The 21,644-nt window shown below is 71.6% G+C and carries 23 protein-coding genes; 11 read left to right on the top strand and 12 right to left on the bottom strand.

Features of this window, described 5'->3' with window-relative positions; translation table 11 throughout:
• Positions 1-116 precede the first annotated feature (116 nt).
• Together BSB02_RS29135 and BSB02_RS29130 are read right to left on the bottom strand one after the other, a co-directional pair.
• The gene (locus tag BSB02_RS29135; protein ID WP_240506717.1) at positions 117-2,411 is read right to left on the bottom strand and encodes an AAA family ATPase; all 2,295 of its coding nucleotides are present in this window, start codon (positions 2,409-2,411) and stop codon (positions 117-119) included.
• A 308-nt stretch (positions 2,412-2,719) separates the two neighbouring features.
• Positions 2,720-4,477, bottom strand: coding sequence for a tetratricopeptide repeat protein (locus BSB02_RS29130; protein WP_084963775.1), 1,758 nt, complete (start codon positions 4,475-4,477; stop codon positions 2,720-2,722).
• Between the two features lie 248 nt (positions 4,478-4,725).
• Between BSB02_RS29130 and BSB02_RS29125 the strand changes: the two genes are divergently transcribed.
• Together BSB02_RS29125 and BSB02_RS29120 are read left to right on the top strand one after the other, a co-directional pair.
• On the top strand, positions 4,726-6,255 hold the full coding sequence (locus tag BSB02_RS29125) for an MFS transporter (protein ID WP_240506716.1): 1,530 nt from the start codon (positions 4,726-4,728) through the stop codon (positions 6,253-6,255).
• A 23-nt stretch (positions 6,256-6,278) separates the two neighbouring features.
• Positions 6,279-6,992, top strand: a complete 714-nt coding sequence (locus BSB02_RS29120) for a DoxX family protein (protein ID WP_158088751.1) — start codon at positions 6,279-6,281, stop codon at positions 6,990-6,992.
• Between the two features lie 4 nt (positions 6,993-6,996).
• Here the strand turns inward: BSB02_RS29120 and BSB02_RS29115 are convergent, their stop codons facing one another.
• The gene (locus BSB02_RS29115; protein WP_276206367.1) at positions 6,997-7,842 is read right to left on the bottom strand and encodes a DMT family transporter; all 846 of its coding nucleotides are present in this window, start codon (positions 7,840-7,842) and stop codon (positions 6,997-6,999) included.
• Positions 7,843-7,878: 36 nt separating this feature from the next.
• On the opposite strand from BSB02_RS29115, the gene BSB02_RS29110 reads away from it, so the two are divergent.
• The 8 genes from BSB02_RS29110 (at position 7,879) to BSB02_RS29075 (ending at position 12,395) form a co-directional block, all read left to right on the top strand.
• A complete protein-coding gene (locus tag BSB02_RS29110) occupies positions 7,879-8,382 on the top strand; it encodes a hypothetical protein (RefSeq protein ID WP_084963772.1) in 504 nt (167 codons plus the stop codon).
• A complete protein-coding gene (locus BSB02_RS29105; RefSeq protein ID WP_084963771.1) occupies positions 8,379-8,654 on the top strand; it encodes a hypothetical protein in 276 nt (91 codons plus the stop codon). Before BSB02_RS29110 ends, BSB02_RS29105 begins: the two co-directional genes overlap by 4 nt.
• 8 nt (positions 8,655-8,662) lie before the next feature.
• The gene (locus BSB02_RS29100; protein WP_143591296.1) at positions 8,663-9,058 is read left to right on the top strand and encodes a hypothetical protein; all 396 of its coding nucleotides are present in this window, start codon (positions 8,663-8,665) and stop codon (positions 9,056-9,058) included.
• Positions 9,059-9,146: 88 nt separating this feature from the next.
• Positions 9,147-9,599 carry a hypothetical protein gene (locus BSB02_RS29095; protein WP_084963769.1) on the top strand — a complete coding sequence of 151 codons (453 nt, stop codon included), beginning with the start codon at positions 9,147-9,149 and terminating at the stop codon, positions 9,597-9,599.
• Between the two features lie 75 nt (positions 9,600-9,674).
• Positions 9,675-10,037, top strand: a complete 363-nt coding sequence (locus tag BSB02_RS29090) for a hypothetical protein (RefSeq protein ID WP_143591294.1) — start codon at positions 9,675-9,677, stop codon at positions 10,035-10,037.
• 360 nt (positions 10,038-10,397) lie between these two features.
• Complete coding sequence (locus BSB02_RS29085) at positions 10,398-11,579, top strand: helix-turn-helix domain-containing protein (RefSeq protein WP_158088750.1); 1,182 nt, start codon at positions 10,398-10,400, stop codon at positions 11,577-11,579.
• 85 nt (positions 11,580-11,664) lie between these two features.
• Positions 11,665-12,045, top strand: coding sequence for a hypothetical protein (locus BSB02_RS41635; protein WP_206184943.1), 381 nt, complete (start codon positions 11,665-11,667; stop codon positions 12,043-12,045).
• On the top strand, positions 12,042-12,395 hold the full coding sequence (locus BSB02_RS29075) for a hypothetical protein (protein ID WP_143591292.1): 354 nt from the start codon (positions 12,042-12,044) through the stop codon (positions 12,393-12,395). The genes BSB02_RS41635 and BSB02_RS29075 overlap by 4 nt, the downstream gene beginning before the upstream one ends.
• Here BSB02_RS29075 and BSB02_RS29070 read toward each other — a convergent pair.
• The 4 genes from BSB02_RS29070 to BSB02_RS29055 all read right to left on the bottom strand — a co-directional run bounded on the left by BSB02_RS29070 (position 12,383) and on the right by BSB02_RS29055 (position 14,568).
• A complete protein-coding gene (locus BSB02_RS29070; protein WP_206184942.1) occupies positions 12,383-12,802 on the bottom strand; it encodes a GntR family transcriptional regulator in 420 nt (139 codons plus the stop codon). The genes BSB02_RS29075 and BSB02_RS29070 overlap by 13 nt on opposite strands.
• Positions 12,803-13,126: 324 nt before the next feature.
• Complete coding sequence (locus BSB02_RS29065; RefSeq protein WP_084963765.1) at positions 13,127-13,366, bottom strand: hypothetical protein; 240 nt, start codon at positions 13,364-13,366, stop codon at positions 13,127-13,129.
• A gap of 65 nt (positions 13,367-13,431) precedes the next feature.
• A complete protein-coding gene (locus BSB02_RS29060; protein WP_084963764.1) occupies positions 13,432-14,211 on the bottom strand; it encodes a peptidoglycan recognition protein family protein in 780 nt (259 codons plus the stop codon).
• A 9-nt stretch (positions 14,212-14,220) separates the two neighbouring features.
• The gene (locus BSB02_RS29055) at positions 14,221-14,568 is read right to left on the bottom strand and encodes a hypothetical protein (RefSeq protein ID WP_084963763.1); all 348 of its coding nucleotides are present in this window, start codon (positions 14,566-14,568) and stop codon (positions 14,221-14,223) included.
• A 178-nt stretch (positions 14,569-14,746) separates the two neighbouring features.
• Here BSB02_RS29055 and BSB02_RS29050 point away from each other — a divergent pair, with 178 nt between their 5' ends.
• Positions 14,747-15,091: a hypothetical protein gene (locus BSB02_RS29050; protein WP_084963762.1), complete on the top strand. Its 345-nt coding sequence runs from the start codon at positions 14,747-14,749 to the stop codon at positions 15,089-15,091.
• A gap of 15 nt (positions 15,092-15,106) precedes the next feature.
• On the opposite strand, the gene BSB02_RS29045 is transcribed toward BSB02_RS29050, so the two are convergent.
• The 5 genes from BSB02_RS29045 to BSB02_RS29025 form a co-directional block, all read right to left on the bottom strand.
• Positions 15,107-15,622 carry a hypothetical protein gene (locus tag BSB02_RS29045; protein ID WP_084963761.1) on the bottom strand — a complete coding sequence of 172 codons (516 nt, stop codon included), beginning with the start codon at positions 15,620-15,622 and terminating at the stop codon, positions 15,107-15,109.
• Entirely contained in the window at positions 15,623-16,075 is a 453-nt protein-coding gene (locus BSB02_RS29040) for a hypothetical protein (protein ID WP_084963760.1), read from the bottom strand.
• Between the two features lie 3 nt (positions 16,076-16,078).
• The gene (locus tag BSB02_RS29035) at positions 16,079-17,743 is read right to left on the bottom strand and encodes a hypothetical protein (protein WP_143591290.1); all 1,665 of its coding nucleotides are present in this window, start codon (positions 17,741-17,743) and stop codon (positions 16,079-16,081) included.
• Entirely contained in the window at positions 17,740-21,183 is a 3,444-nt protein-coding gene (locus BSB02_RS29030) for a phage tail protein (RefSeq protein WP_084963758.1), read from the bottom strand. The genes BSB02_RS29035 and BSB02_RS29030 overlap by 4 nt, the downstream gene beginning before the upstream one ends.
• A 146-nt stretch (positions 21,184-21,329) precedes the next feature.
• Positions 21,330-21,644, bottom strand: a complete 315-nt coding sequence (locus BSB02_RS29025; protein WP_084963757.1) for a hypothetical protein — start codon at positions 21,642-21,644, stop codon at positions 21,330-21,332.

Below are 21,644 nucleotides of genomic sequence, written 5' to 3'. Positions count from 1 at the left end.
TTCCTCCGCTTTCCCCGGCATAAAGCATTCCGTAGTCATCGTGCTACAGAGCGTCTTCATCGGGGCACGGCGGGCGCCCAAGGCGCGGTCAAGAAAGCGGGGTCGAGAAGGCGCGGTCAGGACAGCTCGTCGACGGCGGCGCGCACGTCCTGCAGCGTGATGGTGGTCAGCTCGGCGGCGCTGGCGGGCGCCTCCAGCGCGGCCAGCCGCACGTCGCGGCGCATGGCCGCCCGCTCGAGCAGCGAGCGCGCGAACCGGCCGTTGCCCAGCCCGTCGATCAGCCGCTCCTCGCAGACCTGCTCGAAGATACGCCCCATGTAGTCGAGCGCGGCCTCCTCGAAACGGTCGCCCGACCTGGCGGCCAGCAGCACGGCGATCCGCGACAGCTCCTGCGGCGAGTAGCTGGGGAAGCGCACGCGCTGGCTGAACCGGCTGGCCAGGCCCGGGTTGGAGGCCAGGAACGAGTCCATCTCGCGCTCGTAACCGGCCAGCACGATGACCAGCCGGTCGCGGTCGTCCTCGGCCCGTTTCAGGAGGGTCTGTACGGCTTCCGCGCCGAACGCGTCGCCTCCGGCGTACCCGGGATTGACCAGGCTGTAGGCCTCGTCGATGAACAGCACGCCGCCCAGCGCCCGGTCCACCAGCTCGTTGGTCTTGATCGCGGTCGCGCCCAGGTGCTGGCCGACCAAGTCGGCCCGCTGCGCCTCCACCACGTCGGGCCGGGCCAGCAGGCCGAGCGCGGCGAAGATGCGGCCCAGGATGCGGGCCACGGTGGTCTTGCCGGTGCCCGGCGGGCCCACGAACACGAAGTGCCGCATGGGCGTCGGCGTGGGCAGCCCTCGCTCCTGCCGCAGGCGGGCCACCTTGAGCTGCGCGGCGATGGCGTGGATCTGCCGCTTGACCGGCTCCAGCCCGGCCATGGCGTCGAGGTCGGCCAGCGCCTCCTCCAGCGACGGCGTGGCCTGGTAGCCGCGGAAACGCGCGGTCAGCTCCTCGAACGCCTTGGTCACGTCGGCGAGCGTGGTGGTCACCAGGTCCTCGGTGGTGGGCGTGCCTCCGGCGCCGACCACCCGCACGTCCCTGGCCTGCGCGGCGGCCTCGGTGAGGCTGCGCGCGAACCGGGCGTTGCCCAGCTCGTCGACCAGCCCCCGGCGCTGGATGTCCTCGTACAGGCCCAGCAGCGCGCTCCTGGCGTCGGGCGTCATGCGGTCGCCGCGCCTGGCCTGCAGCACGTCGGTGATCTCCAGCAGCTCCTGCGGCGAGTAGCTCGGGAAGCGCACGCGCGTGGCGAACCTGCTCGACAGCCCCGGGTTGGACGCCAGGAAGGAGGTCATCTCCTGCTCGTAGCCGGCCAGGATGATCACGACCCGGTCGCGGTCGTCCTCGGCCCGTTTCAGCAGGGTCTGGACGGCTTCCGCGCCGAACCTGTCCGGCTGCCCGTCGGAGGCGTTGACCAGGCCGTAGGCCTCGTCGATGAACAGCACGCCGCCCAGCGCCCGGTCCACCAGCTCGTTGGTCTTGATCGCGGTCGCGCCCAGGTACTCGCCGACCAGGTCGGCCCGCTGCGCCTCCACCACGAACGGGGTCTCCAGCAGCCCGAACGCATAGAAGATCTTGGCGACCGTGCGGGCGACGCTGGTCTTGCCCGTGCCCGGCGGGCCCACGAACACGAAGTGCCGCATCGGCCGCTCGGCCGCGTACCCGGCCTCGGCGCGCAGCCGGGAGGCCTCGATGGAGGCGGCGATCGAGCGGACCTGCTCCTTGACGGGCGCCAGGCCGATCATGGCGTCCAGCTCGCCCAGGGCGTCCTCGACCGAGATCTCCGGCGGCTGCGGGGCGTGGTCCCGCGCGGTCTCCGGGCGGCCCTCTCGCACCCGGACGGGCACCCGGCCGCCCATCGCCGCCGCCTCCTCGGCGGTCAGCTCGGCCTTCACCCTGCGGGCCACGACGAAGCGGTAGACCAGCACCGCGGCGGCCACGCCGTACGCCACCCACACCACGCCCGTGCCCAGCAGCGGGGCGAGGGCGGTGGCCAGCACGCCGGCGGGCAGCAGGGCCATGAGCGTGGTGAGCCAGGGCGGCACCCAGCGGATGAGGTGCGCGGCGACGGCGGTGAGCAGCCCGAGCAGCGCCATCAGGGTCAGCGCGGCCGGCTCCTGCACCATCACGCCCAGCAGCGCGCCCCACCCGGCCACGACCAGGACGGTGGCCGCGGCGCGCGGGAAGCGCAGGGTCAGGGCCAGGAAGGCGAGCGCGAGGAGGGTGAGGAGGAAGGTCTGCAACAGCTGCCAGCCGAGCGCGGCGCCCACACCCACCGCAATGACCAGCACGGCGACGTACATGACGCGGCGCACCGCCGGCGGAAGCCCGAAGTAGCGCAGCCGGACCCGCTCGAACCGCTCCCTGCTCATGGTCGCGCCTCTGGCGCGACGAGCTTCGGGCTCTGTGTTCATGGTCGCGCCTCCGGCGCGACGGCTCCGGGCGCCCTCAAGGCTCACTCTTCCCTCGTCGCGCTCCGGGCGCTGGAGCGCCCGAACCGCTCCTCAGTCCAGAGCGAGCCGCGCCCTTCGCGCAACCGGCTGCGTCACTCGCGAGTTTCGGCGCCACGTCCAATACCCTCCTCGCGTCCGCCCCCGGTTATACCGTACGGCGGGGCCGTGGCCTACGACCCCGGCCCGGGAAGCCCGTGGAAATCGGCGATCCGGTGTTCCGGAGCGGTCTAGCGGCGTTGGTGGCGTCCCGGGAACTCGCCTTCGAGCACCCGGCGGGGCGTCACCCGCAGCACGTCGCCGTCCGGCCAGGCGACGCCGCGCACCTCCACCCAATGCCTCGTGCGCATCGTGTCGGCGGCGAACACCGTGACGCGCGGGTCGCGCTCCACCGCCGCCCACACATCTTCCTCCACGATGAGCCGCAGCTCGCCGCTCGTGCTGAGGGCGGTGACGGCGCCGGACACCCTCGGCCCCCGCGCGTCGCCGTACGCCAGGGCCACTCCCCTGGCGTACGCGAACGCCTGCCGCACCTCCGGTCCCAGACCCACGGGAGGGTGCGCCTCGCCGGTCAGCAGGTCCTCGCACATCAGCAGCGACGCCCGCCACGGGCCGGGCGCGCCGCGCCACCAGGCCAGGACCGCGCGCACGGCGAAGACCGCCACCACCGCCGCCTTGCCCGCCAGGCCCACGCGCCAGCCCCACGCCCAGCCCGACAGCCCGCCCGCGGCGCACCCGGCCGCCGACACGCCCAGCAGGACGAACGCGGCGGCCAGCCACCTGTCGCCGCCCGTTCCCCTGCTGGAGCGTGCCAGGACGTACGGCACCGCGAGCTCCAGCACCGCGCCGCGAGGGTCGAGGGCGGCGGCCGTGGCGCCCAGCGCGAGCTGGGCCGACCACGCCCGGCCGAGGAGGATCCAGCGGGTGACCGTGGCGTTCCTGCGGGCCAGGCGCTCGCCGGCCGCACGGGCGAACTGGCCCAGCGCCTTGACGGGACGGCCGCGCCAGACGTCGGTCAGCAGGCGGAGCAGTGCCAGGGCGGGCCAGCCCAGCACCACGATCCCGGCCAGCCCCGCCCACACGGGGTCCAGCACGGGGGCGAGGGGGGCGGTGTGCAGCGCGGGGAGGACCAGCCAGGCGGCGAAGGCGGCGATCGACAGGGCCGTGGAGACGATCGCGGCGCCCAGCCAGGGGTCGCGTCCGAGCATGGCCGGGACGTACCGCCAGGCCCGGACGCGGCGTGCCTGCCTGACGGTGAGCGGGACCAGGAGGAGGAGCGCTCCCAGACCGGCGGCCCTGGCCTGGGCGCCCGCGTCGAGGCCCAGCGCGGCGAGCGCGACGGCGACCGTGGCGGCGGCGAGGAGCAGACGCACCTGACGCGCCCAGACGTCCAGGGCCCGGCGCGCCCGGCCGGTCTCGCGCGGGTCGACCGGCCAGGCGGGGTCGTGGTGCGCCCGGAAGCGGTCCCACCGCAACAGGGCCAGGCCCAGGTTGACACGCGCCTGCGCCGCCGCTCCCCGGACCGCGCCGTCGTGGTTTTCCGGTTCGCCGAGGAGCGCCAGCGCCCGCTCATAGGTCTGGATCGCCCGCCGGTGGTCGCCGCGCGCCAGAGCGAGGTCGCCCTGCCGTACCACGGGTTCCGGCTCGTCGGGGGCGAAGCGGGCCGCGAGCTCGGCCTGCTCGACCGCCTGGGCCCAGCGGCCCGGCACCCGGTGGGCCGCCTCCGACAGGCGTAAGCGAGCGGTCCATGAGCCGGGCGCGAGCCGTACCGCCTCCTCGGCCTCCTCCAGCGCCTCGGCGAAGCGGCCCAGACGGGTGTGGGCGAGGCTGAGCAGCCGGTGGGCCCACTCGTCGCCGGGGTCGAGTTCGGCGGCGGCCCGTGCCGCCTTCAGCGCGGCCTCCAGGCGGCCGGCGTCGAGGTGGCGGGCGGCCTCCGCGCACCATGCCCCGGACGTCTCCGGCTGGTCCCCCTCCTCGCTCCCGCCCATGGTTCCATGATCAGCCGGAGCCCCGGCAGTGCCTAGATCCTGATATATCCCTGTATCTCACTAGAGAGGGGTATGGCTCGATACGGCTGTGAAGAGCATGGAGTATCGCCTAAGCTTCCCGGCATGCCGGAGCGGATGAGCTCGATGAGAGCCGGCCGGGCGGAAGCCGCCCGGCCTCGACGTGTCCGCCGGGCCATGACATGCGTATGCACCCCGACACAGACTCATCCCAGCGGGCAGGCGGGCCTGTGACGGTCACCGCTCCAGCCCCCAAGGCGCGCAGCCTCCCCCAGCCGCACCAGGGCAACCGGTGGGCCGTCCTGGTCGTGCTCTGCGTCAGCCTCCTCCTCATCACCGTCGACGCCACGGTGCTGCACATCGCCGTCCCGGCGCTGACCGCGGCGCTGGAGCCGTCGTCGGTCCAGCTGCTGTGGATCATCGACGCCTACTCCCTGGTCGTGGCGCCGCTGCTGATCCTGTTCGGCGCGCTCGGCGACCGCTACGGCAGAAGACGCCTGGTGCTGGCCGGGCTGGCGGTGTTCGGGATCGCCTCGGCCTCGGCCGCGTTCGCCCCGAACGCGGCCACGCTCATCGCGGCCCGCGCCCTGCTCGGCGTCGGCGGCGCCATGATCATGCCGGCCACGCTGTCGATCATCCGGCAGGTCTTCTCCGACCGCCGCGAGCGGGCGATCGCGCTGGGCGTGTGGAGCGCCGTGGCCGCCGCCGGCGCGGCCGTCGGACCGCTAGTCGGCGCCCTGCTCGTCGGCCTGTGGTGGGGCGCGGTCTTCCTGGTCAACGTGCCGATCCTGCTCGCCCTGCTGCCGGCCGCCGCCCGGCTGCTGCCCGGCTGCGAGCGGCGCGAGCGCCACTCCTGGGACACGCTGAGCGCGGTGCTGTCGGTGCTGGGCATCCTGGCCGTGGCCTTCGGGCTGAAGGAGGCGGGCTCCGGCCACCTCCTCCCGGTCGGGGCGTCGCTGGCCGTGCTCGCCGCCGGGGTGGCGCTGCTGGTGTGGTTCGTCCGGCGGCAGCGGGCGCTGGCCGTACCGCTGCTGGACCTGGAGCTGTTCCGCAGCCGCGCGTTCACCACCGGCGTGGCCGGCGTGCTGCTGGGCGTGTTCGCGCTGGTGGGGCTGCAGCTCATGCTGGCCCAGTACCTGCAGTTGGTCCTCGGCGACAGCCCGCTGCGCGCCGCCTTCCGCATGCTGCCGCTGGTGCTGGCGGCCGTCTGCGGCGGGCTGGCCGCCGCGCACCTGCTGCCCCGGCTGGGCCTGCGCGCCACCATGAGCGGCGGGCTCGGCCTGGTCGCCCTGTCGTTGACGCCCACGCTGACCTGGGGGGTGGAGAGCCACTCGTTCGTGCTCGCGTGCTGCTTCGTCGGCATCGGCTTCGGCGTCCAGGTCGCGCTGCTCGCCGCGTCCGACACGATCATGTCGTCGGTGCCGGAGTGGCGCGCGGGCGGCGCGGCGGCCATCGAGGAGACCGCCTACGAGCTGGGCGCGGGCATGGGCGTGGCCGTGCTCGGCACGATCACCACCATCGCCTACGCCCCGGCGCTGCCGTCCGTGCCCGGCGTGCCCGAGAGCGGGATGGCGCAGGCCAGGCAGTCCCTGGCCAGCGCCGCGCACGTCGCTCACGAGGTGGGCGGCGCGAGCGGCGCGGTGCTGGTGCGCGAGGCCCGCTGGGCGTTCGTCAACGCGCTGCACACCACCGTCGCGGTCAGCGTCGTCCTGCTGGCGGCCACCGCCGTGGCCGTCGCGATGCTGCTTCGACGTGATTGAGACAACCGGATAGGGGCAGGAACGTGACCGTGAGACGAGCCCTCTACGATCTCGCCGCACTCGTGGCCCGATTAGGGGTCGGCGGGATCGTCTTCGCGAACGGCTGGCGGAAGCTCGAAGACGGCCTCAACGCCACGACCGCGAAGTTCGCCACGCAGGGCGCGCCCATCCCGCGCGCGTGGGCCACCGTGACGATGATGACCGAGCTGGTCGGCGGGGCCCTCCTGATCGCCGGGCTGGTGGTGTCGGTGACCGGCCTGGTGCTGTTCCTGGAGTTCCTCGCGGTCTTCGTCATGGCCAGGCCGCTCAATCCGGTCGGCGTCAACGAGATCATCCTGCTGGGCGCGGCGACCGTGCTCCTCGCGGTCGTCGGGGCCGGGCGGATATCGGTCGACCACATGGTGGTGATCCGTCGCAGGGAATCGGAGGCGGAGGCCGAGTTCGCCGCCGACCGCGACGCCGAGCGGGTCATCGAGTCGCTGCGCGACCCCGGCGAGCAGCGAACCGCGCCCCAGCCGGCCGCGTCCGAGGCGCCCGCATCCGAGCCGGCCGCGCCCGAGCCGTCCCGGCGCGAGCCGCGCAAGCCCGCACCGGACAAGCCCCGCCAGGAGCAGCCGCCCGCGGACTCCTCGCTGGAGGACACGGCGCCCCATCCGCTGCCGGAGAGCAAGCCCGCGCCCGGCGACACGCTGGTGGCGGGCCGCCGCAAGCGCCGCCCTCCCGCCGCCGAGGACTGATCGTCTAAGCCGCCGGTACGGCCTGGCGCCGCCGTCCCAGCCGGAACCCGCCCTGCGTGAGCGCGATGGCGGCCAGGATGACCAGCGCCCCCACCGGTTGGTTCCACGACAGGCTCTCCCCCAGCACCGCCACGCCGGACAGCGCGGCCACCACCGGCAGCAGGTAGGTGACCGTCGAGGTCGTCGTCACTCCGGCCCGCGCCTGGACCCAGTACAGCAGCAGGTACGCCAGCCCGGTGCCGAGCCCGCCCAGCGCCAGCAGGCTCCACCAGGCCGCGGCGGGCGCGCCCGTGTCGACCAGCGGCACGCCGACGAGCACGGTGACCGCGCCGATCTGGACCGTGCCGCTGAGCAGCTGCCCGGCCGCCAGCGCGACCGGCGCCTCGGTGCGCCTGCCGGTGAGGAACCGGCCCAGGTACGCCCCGCCCACGCCGTAGCTGAGGGCCGCGCCGAAGCAGGCCAGGCTGCCCTCCAGCTGGCCGCCCGCCATGGGCTGCCAGACGCCCAGCACCACCATCACGCCCGCGAAGCCCAGGCCCAGCCCCGCGAGGCGGCCGGGCGTGGCCTTCTCGGCGCGCAGGGTCATCGTGAACACCAGCGTGCACAAAGGTGTGGTGGCGTTCCAGATCGCCGCGACCACCGAGGAGACGTACTGCTCGCCGTACGCGAAGAGGGTGAACGGCACGCTCGTCGCGAAGATCGACACGACCTGGAAGTGCGCCCACAGGCTCGGGTCGCGCGGCAGCGCCTTGCCGCTCAGCAGCGTCGCGAGCAGCAGCACGGCCGCCCCGATCGCCATCCGGCCGAAGGACACCTGCAACGGCTCCAGCGAGGTCACGGCCACTTTGATGAACAGGAAGCTCTTTCTCGGTCAGCATAACTCTCGTTGACCGACGAGAGGATCGCGATGCTTCCCCCCATGGCCGACGCCGCCGAGTACCAGCGGCTTAAGACCGCAGCGCCCCAGCTCCACCGGCACCTCCTCGACCGCAACGAGCTCGGCGACCAAGTCGCCCACGCCCTCGCCCACCAGGCGCTCTACGGCCGCGAGATCGCGACCGGCTGGCCCGTCGCCGACCCGACCTTCCGCTTCGACCTGGCGCACGTGCCCCACTCGATCACCGTCGAGCCGATCACGCCCGAGCTGCGGCGCGGCACCGAGCTGCCCGACAACGCCACCCTCGTGATCGTCGAGCGGCACGCCGGCCGCCTGGCCAAGGTGTGCAACGCCACCGACGCGCACGCCGCCGAGCACGTCTCATGGGGTTACGACGTCACCGTCGAGGCGCTGGCGCGCGGCATCGCGGGCACGTACGGCGCCACCTACGTCCCGGACCTGTACGAGGGGCCGGGCCGGTCCAGCGAGCTGATGCTGGGCGGCGAGCTGTGACCGGCGATGCATCGCGCGAGCAGCGCGACCGTCTTCGCGCGGGCAGGCAGGTCGGCGCGCGCCTCGACGCCGCGAACCTCACCCCTCACGAGGCGTTCTTCGTGCTCGGGTGGCTCGTCTACGACGCCCCCGACGCGATCGACCGGGCACTCGACGCGCTCGCCGAGGACCGCGCGACCAGGAAGGCCCGGACGCCCGCCGAGCGTGAAGCTCAGCTTCACACCCCCGCCTGTGAAGCTGAGCTTCACACCGAACCGGCGAACGGGCGGTGACCGGACCCATGGCCACCCCCCAGCGCCGCAAGCGCACCAAGAGCATCGTCGAGACCGAGGAATACGTCGCCTTCCTCCACCGCGTCATCGCCGCCCTCGCCGCCCGGCTCGCCGACGATCCGGCCGGGCTCGTCCACGTCGAGGCGCTGCGTGACCAGCTGCGCGACGCGGCCAACATCGCGATCGCCGTCAACCAGGAGCGGCCCGGCCCGGCCGGGTACTCCTACGCCGAGCTGGCGAAGATCCTCGGCATCTCGCGCGAGGCGATCTTCCAGCGTGCCGCCAAGGGCCGCGCTCTGCTGGCCGCCGAGCGGGAGCGCCTCGGCGTCGTGTCCCTCCGAGAGCGCCGCCAGGCGCGCCTTGACCGCGCGGGTCTGCCCGACCGGCGCGCCGCCAACCGCTAGATCCCCCCCACCAGGCGGCCCCGGGTCGCGTGCGCCAACACCTTCCCGGGGCCTGAGTCCACCGACCTGATGAGGAGGTCAGGGACCTATGTCCATCCAACACCGTGTGCTCAGTGGCGCAACCCTCGCCGTCGTCTGCCTGGCGACCATGGCGGCCGACTGCAGGCCGACCGGCCTGCCCCACTTCGGGTGCGTCCAGCGCGTGCGCACCCCGCCCACCAGCTACATCCCGGAGGATGAGCCCCATCACGCATGGGTGCACACCATCGTCGAGGCGCGCTGCGACGTCCGCCCTCGCAGTCACCACATGCGGATCGCGCTGGACCGGAAGCTCACGCAGTCCGGCCGCTGGCGCGAGATGATCTCCGACGAGTTCCCGGGGATTCCCCCGAAGGAGGACACCCGTCTGTACGCGCTCACCTTCACGGTCTGTATCCCGGGATGGTGGCGGACTCGTATCGTGGTGACCGGACAGGACAGCAAGGGTCGCGAGTACCGTGCCGACCCGCCGGAGGTCAGGTCCTACGTGACCTGCGAATAGAAGATCGTCCCGGCGGCCAAGGTGCCATCGACGCCCAGAGCGGCGATGCCGCCGGGGATCTTCGAGGAGGTTCCGATGACAGCGATCACACCCCGCGATCCCGGCCCGTGGTTCGCCTACGCACCGCTTCCGGAGAACCGCTGGGAGCGTGCGCTCGTGGTCGCCCGCGCCCGCCTCGGCAACGTCTGGCGGCGGATCTTCCCTGAGCCGGACGTCCCCGAGATGCGCTGGCACCTGCACGCCGAGAACGGCGGCTGGGCGTTGCGACGGTGGCTCACGTACCCGCGCCCGGACCTGAGCACGCCGCCGGAGTTCTTCACCACAGCCGTCCCGGTCGGCGACAAGGAGGCAGCCTTCGGCTGGGCTCGCTCGGTTCTCCCCGACCACCCCAACCGGGTGATCTCGTGGAGGGTCGACGATCCCTCCGCCGAGGCGTAGACGGACCGAACGCTCCCACCGAATCCCGTTCAGGGGTGGTGGGAGCGTTTTCGTTTCCACTCCGGGTGCGCTTTTCTCCCCCGCAGGCGGAATGTTCTCCACTTGGGGGTGACCTGCGGGCTTGCCAGCGTTACCGTTCCAACTCACCGGGTCCAGTAGGTGAGTGGATCTCGGCAGGCGAGGGTGACCGCACGGTCGGGGCAGGAACGGCCTCCCAGCCAGCACCTCGACCGTGCGGTCACATTCACGCTCCCTACCCCGATCCCGGACGTCGGCTGACACGGCGAAGGCCCCGCACGTACCCTGATGATGAGAATCCAGGAGGTGCGGGGCCTTATGAGCGAGATTAGCACGGGCCACATGATCAGACTTCAGCGTGAGTGGCGCGGCATGAGCACCACCGCCCTGGCCACTCAGGTCGGGTGCAGCGTCCGGCACATCGAGTTGATCGAGCAGGGCAAGCGCACCCCGTCGCTGCCGATGCTCCGCGAGATCGCCAAGGTCCTGGGCGTGCGGTCCGCCGTGCTGCTGGGCGAGAGTCCCCGCGACTCCCACGAGCCGGGCCGCCCGCAGATCGGCGACGTCGAACGCGCCATGTTCACCTACAAGACCCTCACGCCCGACGCCGAACCGCCCGACGCCGACCAGCTCGCCGAGCGCATCGGCGCGGCCCGCGACGCCTGGTTCACCTCGCCCCACAAGTACTCCCTCCTCATGCGCAGCCTGCCGTCGCTGATCGGCGACGCCGAGCGGCTCGTCCTGGTGGCCGGCGGCTGGCCGGAACGGCGCCGGGCCGCGTGCCGGATCGCCGCCGACGCCTACATCCTGGCCCGGGGCGTGCTCAAGCATCTGGGACGGGTGGACCTGGCGCACCTGGCGGCCGACCGGGCGATGCGCTACGCCGAGGAGACCGAAGACCCTCTCATGATCGCCTGGGCGCATTGGAACCTGGGCCAGTCCATGCTGTCGGACGACATGCACGAGGTCGCCTACGACGTCGCCCGGCACGGGATGGAGCGGTTCGCGCCCGCGCTCGGCGACGGCGACGAGCGGCACCTGTCGGTGTACGGCGCGCTGCACCTGATGGCGTCGATCGCGCTGACCCGCTCCGGCGACGATCAGGCAGGCCGCGAGGTGCTGCGCGGGGAGGCGCTGACCCTGGCCCGGCGGGTCGAGGAGGGCGCCAACCACTTCGGGCTGGCCTTCGGAGCCACGAACGTCGCGATCCACATGGTCAGCGTCGAATGCGAGGCGCGGCAGCCCGAGGCGGCGATCCGGGTCGCCGACGAGATCGACCTGACCCGGACGCCGAGCATCGAGCGGCGCACCACTCACCTGAGCCAGGTCGCCCGCGCCTGCGAGGACCTGGGCGACGACGCCGCGAGCCTGGTGTACCTGATGCGCATCGAACGGGAGTGCCCGGAGGAGCTGGATCACAAGCGGCTGCTGCGGGAGATGGTGCGCTCCCTGGCCCGCCGGGCGCGGCCGTCGTGGGCACCCGAGGTGCGCTACCTCGCCGAGCGTCACCACATCCTCGTCTGAGCGAACCGCCAGTCCCCCGCCGCGAACACAGAGTTCGCGGCCGGGTGTTCGGTCCGACGCCGCTTGACCGGCGTACGATCCGGCCATGACAGCAGCTCCTGACAACGACGACGTCGTCATGGACCGGCTTGTCCGCGAGGCTCAGCGGGAGTTCCCCGGCTGGCGCTTCACCCGCACCTCGACGGGATGGTCGGCCAACCTCGGTCCCGCGTGCCACGCTGCCGCGAGCCTGGCTGAGCTGCGCGCCAACCTGCGCACCGCGTCGCCGGACACCCCCGCCTGGTCGCGGTGGAGATCGGACACCGGACGCTACTGGGCGACCCGCCACCGCCCGTTCAGCCGGGCCGCCGAGCGTGAGGGCGCCTGCCGGACGGTCGAGGCCGACACCGAGGCAGCCCTGCATCGGCTGATCCGCGAACAGGAGCAGCGCGCCATGCTGGCCGACCGCGAATCGGCGCGGCCATGAGCCGGCGCGGCAGCGGCAGACGTTCCCAGACGCCCGCTGTCGCGCCCGCGCACGGCACCGGGTCCGTGCGCCCGCGCGGCGGCACGGACGGGCATGCTCCTCCACCGTCCGTGCCGCTGCCGTCAATCCTGTGGGAGCCGTACCAGCCGAACGGGGGCGTGCTGCGGGTGCGGGAGAATTCGCCGTATTTCGAGTACGAGTTCTGCTGCGAGGGCGGCCAGTACTTCCTGCTCCGCTACGCGAACGGCCGCTACTTCGAGGCCGCGCGCGGCCGGTACGCCGATACCTACGAGCTATGGCGTGAACTCGCCTTCAAGCACAAATTCGTGGAACACGCCTATGCCTCGTGAGCTCCCGGCAGATCCAGCTCGACGCGGTCCGACGGCAGCACCTCCACGCGGCCGTCCCGCTCCACGACGAGGACCGGCACGCCCTCGTCCAGATCGTGCTCCTGCCGCTCCTCCGGCGTCGGCATGCGGGCCGACACGCGCGCCGGGCCTCGCACCTCCATGCGGGACCGCGTCGGCTGCGCACGCACCCAGGAGCCGCGCCGCCACACGGTGCGGATCAAGCCCTCGGTCCGCAGAACCTGGAGCGCGTCCCGGATCGTGTCCTTGCCGACGTCGTACTGGCTGGCCAGACGGTCCTCGCCCGGCAGCTGCTGGCCCGGGGCGAGCTCCCCGTGGCGGATGCGCTCGCGCAGGTCATCGGCGACCTGGCGGTAGGCCGGCACGTACGAGCGGCGGTCGATCGGCACGGGATCATGCCATCAGCCCTATAGGCCAGTCCCTCTATTGGCTAATAGGCCCATAGGACATACCCTGACACGGCGGATGATCTCTGCCCACGAGCAGGCGCGGCGGCAGACGCTTCCCAGGCGGGCCGCCGCGCCACGAAGAAGAGGCCCCGGCCCTCCCGTGGGGGAGGACCGGGGCCTTGTGCATACCCCTTGGCCTTGCGGCCAGCGCCTACGGCGCACTCAACCGGGGTGGTTGAAGCCCATGAGCGGCCAGCTATCCGTTGGGAAGAAGCCCCCTGGACCTCTTGCCACCAGCCGCTCTGCGGTCAGACTACAGGGCGATCATGCCGCCACGTCGTAGCTCGGCTGCTTCTTCGTCAGCCCGGCCGCCAGCAGGATCCGGCCAGCCGCCGGCCACCAGGATTCCACCCACCGGGCCAGCGCGTAGTACGCCCCCGTGATGACGATGGTGACCAGCTGCGTGACGGGCCCCTCGGGCAGGTCCAGGCCGACCTTGGCCGCCCAGCCCAGCAGCACGCCGACGATCACCGGCACGACGGTACGGATGATGGATGCGAGCATGACCCCTCCTCGGAGGTCGGATTCTTGGACCTGCCAGGCGGTATGCCTGGCCAGGCGGGAAAAGCTCAGGTGATCGGACGCTCCCACGCCGCCCGCCACGTCGCCGGACCGACGATCGAATCAGCGACCAGCGGCCAGCCGTGCGCCGTCGAGTCGAGCTGGAAGAGGCGGCACACCTCCGCCGACCGCGGGCCGTACACCCCGTCAGGGATTAGATCCCAGCCGCGGTCCCGCATCTGTGCCTGCCAGGCGTACACGTCGCCGCCGTACATCGTGGGCGGGTACCTCAGCAGGCGGCCGGGGAAGGCCGGCGCCCGTACGGCAGGCGCGCCGCCGCCCGGCCGCGGCGCTCCACGCTTCACCCAGCCGTACAGCGCCTCGCCCGGGCAGTCCGTCGAGTAGCCGTCGCGGTGCCCGAGGATCTCCGGACCGGCGTCGCCCCCCGCGCGCAGGTAGTCGATCGCGTCACGCAGGCCGTGCAGCAGCCCGTCCGGCGGCACCGTGAGACCGGAATTACCGACCAGCCCGAGCACGGCATAGTGGCCCGCGTTCAACCCGGGCCCGTTGGCGGCCGGGAGCCGGTGAAGGCCACGGCCCTCGAACACCTTCCGGTGGCTACAGGCGATCAGCGAGTAGCCGATGTCTATCCAGCCGTTCCCGTCCATGTGGTGCTTCTGGATCGACCGGACCAGCGCCACGCACAGGTCATGATCCTCAACGAGCGCCGGATCCACCCGGCCACCGGTGTAGTGCACCTTCACGCCGCGAGTGCGCGAGATCTCGTCGTAGCGGCCACGAGGCGCCCGGGCCCGCCACTCCTCCCGGGTGATCAGGTCGATGGCCATACCTGCCTCCTACGGCTTGAGCCCCAGCGCCAAGACCAGCGCGGCGGCGACCACGGTGACGACGAGCGAGAGGCCGGCGGCGATGAGCGCACCCTGGATCATGCGCCGGTCCGCGGCCCGGCTGTCCCGGTCGGCTTTCTCGTCCGCGGCGCGGGCGTCCCGTTCCGCCTTCAGTTGCGCATGGAGCTCGCGGATGTCCTCCTGCATGGCAGCCCGGTGGGCCTCATAAAGGTCTCGGGTGACCATGAGGCCGATGGCTGTGTTGAGCTCGGCGAAGCGTGATCTGGTGTCGTCCGCGAACCGCGCAAGGGTGCGGGCAACCTCGCCCAGCGTCGGCTCATCGGCGGGCATCGTCACAGCACTCCTTGGTGTCAGGATGGGGCTTTCGAGCGATCCAGGGTCAGGTTGAACCTGACCCGACTCCGACGTGCAGCATCGAGTCACACACATGTGGCCGCGATCGGACATGCACAGCCGGTAAACCAGAGGGATGGTTGAGGCGTCGTACAGTCCCAGCCACGATCAGGAGAGGTCCATGGGCCACCCACAGCAGCCACCGAGCGAACCCTACGGGCACTACCAGCCACAGCCGCAGGTTCCGGCCCCGTACGGCCAGCCGTACCTACCCGCCTCCGGCCCCCACTACGGGCCGGTGCAGACGGTCACCGTCAAGGAACGCGGCTTCAACCCGGTCACCTTCGGCGTTCACGCCTGCCTGTGGATCTTCCTGCACTCGTGGCTGACGTTCCTCACCATCGGCTTCTGGCTGCTGGTGGCCATCCCCGTGACGTTCATCGGCTGGCGGGTCACCCGCACGGTGCCGGTCCAGCAGATTCAGCAGCCGCCCTACCCTCCGCAGTACGGCCAGCCCGGATACTGAGCAACGCTCACCGGCTTACGTGATCGACACCCACCGGACTTCCATCCGGCTGCCGATACTCGAGACATGCTGCGTCCCAGCCGCAAACGTGGTAACAAACGCTCGCATATACTCGCCGACGCCCGCGAACCATGTGATCTGCCCGCCCATGCAGACATTCGAGCCCGGCTGCCGGTCCAGCACCAAACTCGTCGGCGACGTTACGCTACGGGTCATATCTAGCACCCGCTCGCTCGATAGTGAGATGTCCCAGAGGATGGTGACACTCACCTGATACCAACCCGCCGTTTGCGCCGTATACCTGCTGGGATTGGTGACGTTGCTGTGCCCGCCGTCACGGTCGATATCCTCGACATCCCACGTAACCTCGGTAGGCGAGGTCTGAGGGATCAACTGGTTCACCGATTTCCGCAGCGCCGCCAGCGGCGGAGCGAGGAGGAAGTTCAATCCGTCGCGCAGGTCGGCGTTCATCTTCGCCGCCGTCACCAGCTCACCGACCGTCCACGTGCGCGGCGACGGGATGGTGGCCATCTACACCGCCTCGCCTTGCATACCGCGGCAGGTGTCGCACAGCCGCTTGCCGTCGGCCAGCCGGCCCCGGCACGAGGTGCACGGCCAGAACTGGAGCATCGCCGGCAGCGACTCCAGGTTGGCCGTGAGCTTGTCCATCGACTTCGGCCACATCAGTGCCGCCGTGTGCCCCCAGCCGCCGCCTGCGCATTCCGTGCACCACATCGAGTCGGCCCCGGCCGGGAGATTGAACGCAGCCCCGCACCCCCATGGGCAGTCGGCGATCCAGCGACCCTCATCCACCCGCGCGTAAGCCCGCATGGTCGGGTTGTGGCCGGTCGGCCGCGGCACCAGCGGCTTACCGTAGGCGGCCCGGTTGGAATCGAGGAAGTCCCAGAAGTGCTCCCACCGCGTGATCGGTGCCGGTGAGGGGAGCGCCTGCGCGGCGAACCGCAGCGGAGCGCGCACGGTCATGCGTCACCATCCCAGGACGTTGAAGTCGAGCAGGCCGTAGGTGGGGTCGTCGAGGATGAACGCCACGGTCGTCGAGGCTGGCGACGGGTCGAAGGTGAATGTCCACGTTTCATCGGTGATGAAGTCCTGGACGCCCTCGATCCACAGGTCCAAGGTCCCGCTGGGAGCGTTGCTCGGCAGGTTGGTGACCTGGATTCGCTGCCCGATCTCTGACCCGAGCAGGGCTGGCCACAGGGCGGGCTGCGAACGGGCCTCGATGGAGATCTGACCGGCGCGCGGCGCCGGTTCCTTGTAGCGGAACAGCAGGTAGGCGGCGCGGTCGGTGATCTCGCCAGGCACGAGCACGGTGTCCATGCGGCGGCTGTAGCGGCCGTACTCGGTGATGCTCGCCGAGTCCGTCGCCGTGGCGCTGCTGCCGTTGTCGGCCAGCACGGTGGCGTCGTTGATGAGCAGCGCGTCGTCGACCACGAAGTGGAGGTCCGGGCCGCACTGGTCGGCGTTGACCGTCAGCACGACGGTGGAGGGCCGCTGCCGCTTGCTGCGGTCCTGGAAGACCGGCACGCCGTCGCGGCCGACGAAGAACAGGCCAGCCTCCGAGGTGGCGGTGGTACGCAGCAGCTGCTGGATGTTCTGTGTCGCCTCGTTGCCCGACAGCCCGAGCGTCGAGACGCCAGGGTCGACGGTCATGGTCGTCACCCCGGCCGCCGTCAGCAGTGCGGCCGCGCGGGCGCCCGACAGCTGGTTGTCCGTGAGCGGCGTGGAGCCGAGCAGCTGGCGGGAGAACAGCTTCTGCCGGTCCGTCGCCGTGATGCTTACCCGGCCGAGGACGCCGTTGTCCCACGAGTGCGGCCAGCGATCCACGTAGCCGACGAACCGCATGTACTCGATTCCGGGGCTCACCCAGGACGAAGGGGACGCGGCTTGCTCGAACTGCCACGCCGAGCTGAGGATCGCCGCCGAGGTGGCGGCCGACTGCGTCGTCAGGAAGACGCGGGCGAACACCGCATTGGCCGGCGCCGCCCCGACGAAGGTCACCGGCTGGAAGCTGGTCGTCAACGTGACCGTGCTGCCGAACACGTCGGAGATGAACGCGCCGTCCGCAGTGAACCAGCGGACCCGGATCGCCGCCGACACCGCGTTGGTCTCGCGGCGAGCCTGGCACGACACTGCATAGGTGGCGCCCGGCGTGACCTCCAGCGCCTCCTCGGTGGGCGTGGCCGTCGAGTTCACGCCGAGCCGCATGATGTCGCCGGACGCCCAGGAGGCGGACGACCAGCGGATGCTGCTGGTCTGCCCTGCGGGGGCGGTCGCCGAGGTGGCCAGCGTGCCGTTGTTGGTGGAGAACAGGGCCGCGTTGGTCGCCTCTGCCTGCCCCTTGAGCAGCCGGTTGATCGAGGACGGCCAGCGGGCCCGGATCCGGATCGGACGGTTGATGCGCACGTTCGGGTAGTACGGCGAGGCGGTGTTGCCTGCGGTGTAGCGGCCGTCGGTGTTGGTGAGTGTCAGCGACATGGTGCCCGGCTGCACCTCGTCCAGCTCGTGGCTGCGGCGGCGGGAGATGCGCACGCCCTGCCACCACTCCACGTCCGCTGAGACGTCCCGCCACAGCGGCCAGCCGGCGCCGTCCCGCACGAACGCGATCTCGGCGCGCACGTCCGGCATCGTCACGCCGAGGCTCCCATCGCGCCGAGGTTGAAGCCGCGTTTGTTGGCCTCGTTGACCGCCTCGATGACCATCCGGAAGATCTCATCCCGGCTGACCAGCGGCTGGCCCGGGAAGTGCAGGTTGATGGTCGCGCCGCCCTGCGGGGTGATCGGCACCATGCCGGCTCCGCCGCCGACCGTGAGGGTGGGTGTGAGCGACATGGACGCCGCCCCCATGAGCCCCTCGGCTGCGCGGGCCACCTTGTCTCGGGTGGCGGCCAGGCCTCGCGCCATGTCCTCGCCGATCGACAGGCCGGAGAACAGCGTCCAGCCTTTGCCGCTGAACGGGCCCTCCTTCGCCGGGCTGAACGGGAACAGGCTGCGGATCCTGTTCAGGATGTCGACGGCGGTGTTCCACAGGTCGTTGAACTTGCTCCACAGGCCGTCGATCAGGCCCTGGATGATCCGCGCGCCGGAGTCCCGCAGCAGGCCCCCCAGGTCGCCCAGGGCGCCGACGATGCGGCCCGGCAGCCCGGCAACCCAGCTGACGAGCTCGCCGAACTTCGCCACAGCCCAGTCCTTGGCCTGCCCCACCCAGCGGGCGAACATCTCCGGCAACTGGGAGATCCACCGGCCGATGCCGTTCACCAGGTCCGGGATGATCGAATGTCCGACCAGGCGGTCGTAGAGCCACTGGAATCCGCCGACGACCTTCTCCACGACGTCCGCTACGACCTGCATGAAGCGGGTCAGCACCGGCAGGAGATGAACGGCGATCGACGTCCCGATCTGGGCAAACAGCGTCAGGAACGGGGTCAGCTTCACGATCAGGTCGGCCAGGACGGGCACCAGCGGCAGCCACGCCTGCGTCATCTCGATGCCCGCCCGGATGAGCGGCGGCAACAAGGGCGCGAGCTGGCGCACCAGGTCCACCCACATCGGCAGCAGGTCGGCCGCCAACTGGCCCAAGACCGGCAGCAGCGGCGCCAGCGCTGGTAGCCACGACAACAGCGCCGAGGCGATCTCCGGCAGGAACGGCGAGATCGCCCTCATGGCCTCTAGCAGGGCGTTCCCGATGATCTGTGCCATCTCGCTGAGGTGGGGCAGGACTGGGGTGATCGCCTGGACTAGGGCGGCGAGGATCGTGACCAGGTTCTGGCCGACGATGCCGGCCAGCTCAGCGATGATCGGGATCAACGGCATGACCGCGGGCACGAGCCCCTGGACCAGCTGTGTGATCAGCTGGGCGATCTGCGGCAGCAGCGGCGCCAGCGCGGGCACCAAGCTGTTGATGATCGTGGCGGCGAGCTGCACCAGCAAGGGGATCACCGGGGCGAGGGCCTGCAGCGCCCGGCCGAAGCTGGCCACGAGCAGCTGGATAGACGGCAAGATCGCCTGCACGCCCGAGGCGAGCGAGGTCGCGATCAGCGCGGCCAGCTCCCCCAGGATCGGCAGGAGCGGCGCGAGCGCCGAGAAGATCCCGCCGATGGCCTGACCGATCGGCGCCAGGGCCGGCGCCAGCTTGGACAGGCCCACGACGAACGCCTGCACGAAGTCCTGGATGCCGGGAAGCGCGGCCGCGATCGCCTGCCCAATCCCGACGAACAGCGGCCTCAGCAGGCTGAGCGTCTGGCCGATCGCCTGCGCCACCGGTACTAGGGCAGGCACCAGCGTGCCGAGCAGCGTCGCAGCGAAGTCCACGACCAGCGGGATCAGCGGCGCCAGCTTCTGCAGCGCCTGGCCGACGATCTGCACCAGGAGACGCAGCGACGGCAGCGCCTGCTGCACCCCGGCGGCCAGCGACGTGGCGATCAGCGCCACCAGCTCGCCGACGATCGGCAGCAACGGCGCCACGGCGGCCATCACCGCGCCGATCGCCCGACCGAGAGGCGCCAGAGCCGGGGCGAGAGCTGCGAGGCCTTCCGCGAACCCTGCCAGCAGCGCCTGCACCCCAGGCAGCACAGCGGCGATGGCAGGCCCGAGCTCGGCGATCAGCGGCTGGACGGTAGCGAACGCCTCGCCGATCGCCCGTCCCAGCGGCAAGAGCGCCGGAGCGAGCGCCTCGACAGCGGCCTGGATGCCGCCGATCGCCGCCACGACGCCCGGAACCATCGCCGCCAGCGCGGGCGCCACCGCGCGGATCGCCGCCGTCAGCACCGGACCGACCGCGGTAGCCAGGTCGGCGACGCCGGGCGCGAGCTGCAGCACCGCATCACCGATGGCCCTGATGACCGGCAGGAACGCCGCCGCCACCTCGTGCAGCGCCTCGAAGACCGCGACCAGGATCTCCTGACCGCGAGCGGAGTCCAGGAAGGCGTGCAGGCTGTCGAGCAGCTCGCCGAGGATGCCCAGCGCGTTCCCACCTGCGGTCTCCAAGGCGGTGAAGACCGCGTTGAGGATGCCGCCGACGTCGGCGACGATCGCCCCAAGCTGCCGGAACACCTCGACGGCTTCCTGCATCCAATCCAAGGCGCGGCCGGACGCGGCCGCGGTGGACAGGAACGTGCCGAACTTGGCGGCCACATCGGCGATGCCGGGAGCAAGCCCGGACAAGAATCCAGCACCGACCACGCCCAGGTCGCGGAAGCCGGCCAGGAGCGGCTGCAACGCGGGCAGAAGGTCGGAGATGGTGCTGCGCAGCGAGGCGAAGACCGCCTCGATGGCGCGGACGGTGTCGGCCGCCCGGGCGAACTCCACCAGCTGCAGCGCCGCCTGGCCGAACTGCTCGGCGACGCCCACCATGCCGTCGTCGATTGCGTTGATCGCCGGGAGCAGGCTCCACATCTGGCCGATCAGCGGCTCGAAGACGGCGTCCTGGACCTCGTACTTGATCCCCTGGAAGGCGGGCGCCATCTGGAACAGCTCGAGGCCGACCGCCGCTGCCGCCTCGGACAGATCCGCCGTGCTGTTGACGAACCGCTCGTAGTCGCCGCTGATGGCGTCGGCGAAGCCTTCGGCGACACCCCGCAGCGCGAGCTTGAGAGTGCCCAGGGCGCCGGCGCCCAGCAGTACCGCGCCAGGAAGCGCCGCCAGCGCGCCCGCCGCCGGGGCGAGCGCTGCCACCAGACCGGCGACATTCGTGGCGGCCGTAGCCGCGGCACCGGCGAACGTCCCGAGCTTGACCGATGCCGCGAGCACGCTCGTGCCCATCGACGCGGCCGACGATGACAGCCTGCCCATGCGGTCGCCCAGGTCTGACAGGTGGCCGCCGATGCTGGCAGCGCGGCCACCCAGCGCAGAGAGGTGGCCACCGAGGTCGCCCAGGCGGCCGCCGAGCCCGGAGAGACCACCGCCGAGCCCGGACAGGGTGTTGCCGAGCCCGTCGAACTCGCCGCGGAGGCTGGAACTGGACTTGCCGACGTCGTCCAGGCGGCGACCGAGCCGCTCGGCTCGGTCGCCGACCTGGTCGAACGTCCTGGAGGCGTGATCCCGCGCGAAGATGTCGAACCCCATGGAGGTGGTCATCGGACACCCCCCTGGCGCGACTCAGGCCTTGGCCTGCCTATTCAGTTCATCGACAGCTGTGCACAGCAGCTCAAACTCCTGCTCGCTGAGCAACCGCGTCTCCCACGGGCGCACCCCGAAGTGGTACGCCAGCGGCGCGAGATATCTCAGGCGTTTGGCGGCGAGGTCTTCGCCTCGCCGCCGGAGGGAGGGCTCGGCTCGTCCAGCACCTCGACGTTGATCGACGCCAGGTCGATCGGATAGGCACCCGACTCGATATCGGCGAACGTCACGTCCTTGCCCATCCGGCGCAGCGCCAGCCACGCCAGCGCGGCGATGGCAACCAGGTCGCCCGCGGCGCACGCCTCGCCGAGCTCCTTGATCCGCCACCCGGTTGCCCTCTGCAGGGCGATGCCCTCGTGCAGCGGCAGGTGGGCGATGTCCAGCTCGACGCTCTCATCGCCGATGGTGATCTTCTGCAT

It is taken from the genome of Thermoactinospora rubra (assembly GCF_002093975.1).
In the GTDB taxonomy this organism is placed as follows: Bacteria; Actinomycetota; Actinomycetes; order Streptosporangiales; family Streptosporangiaceae; genus Nonomuraea; species Nonomuraea rubra_A.
The sequence above is the reverse complement of the archived record's forward strand: the minus strand, read 5'-3'. Positions and strand labels throughout refer to the sequence as shown.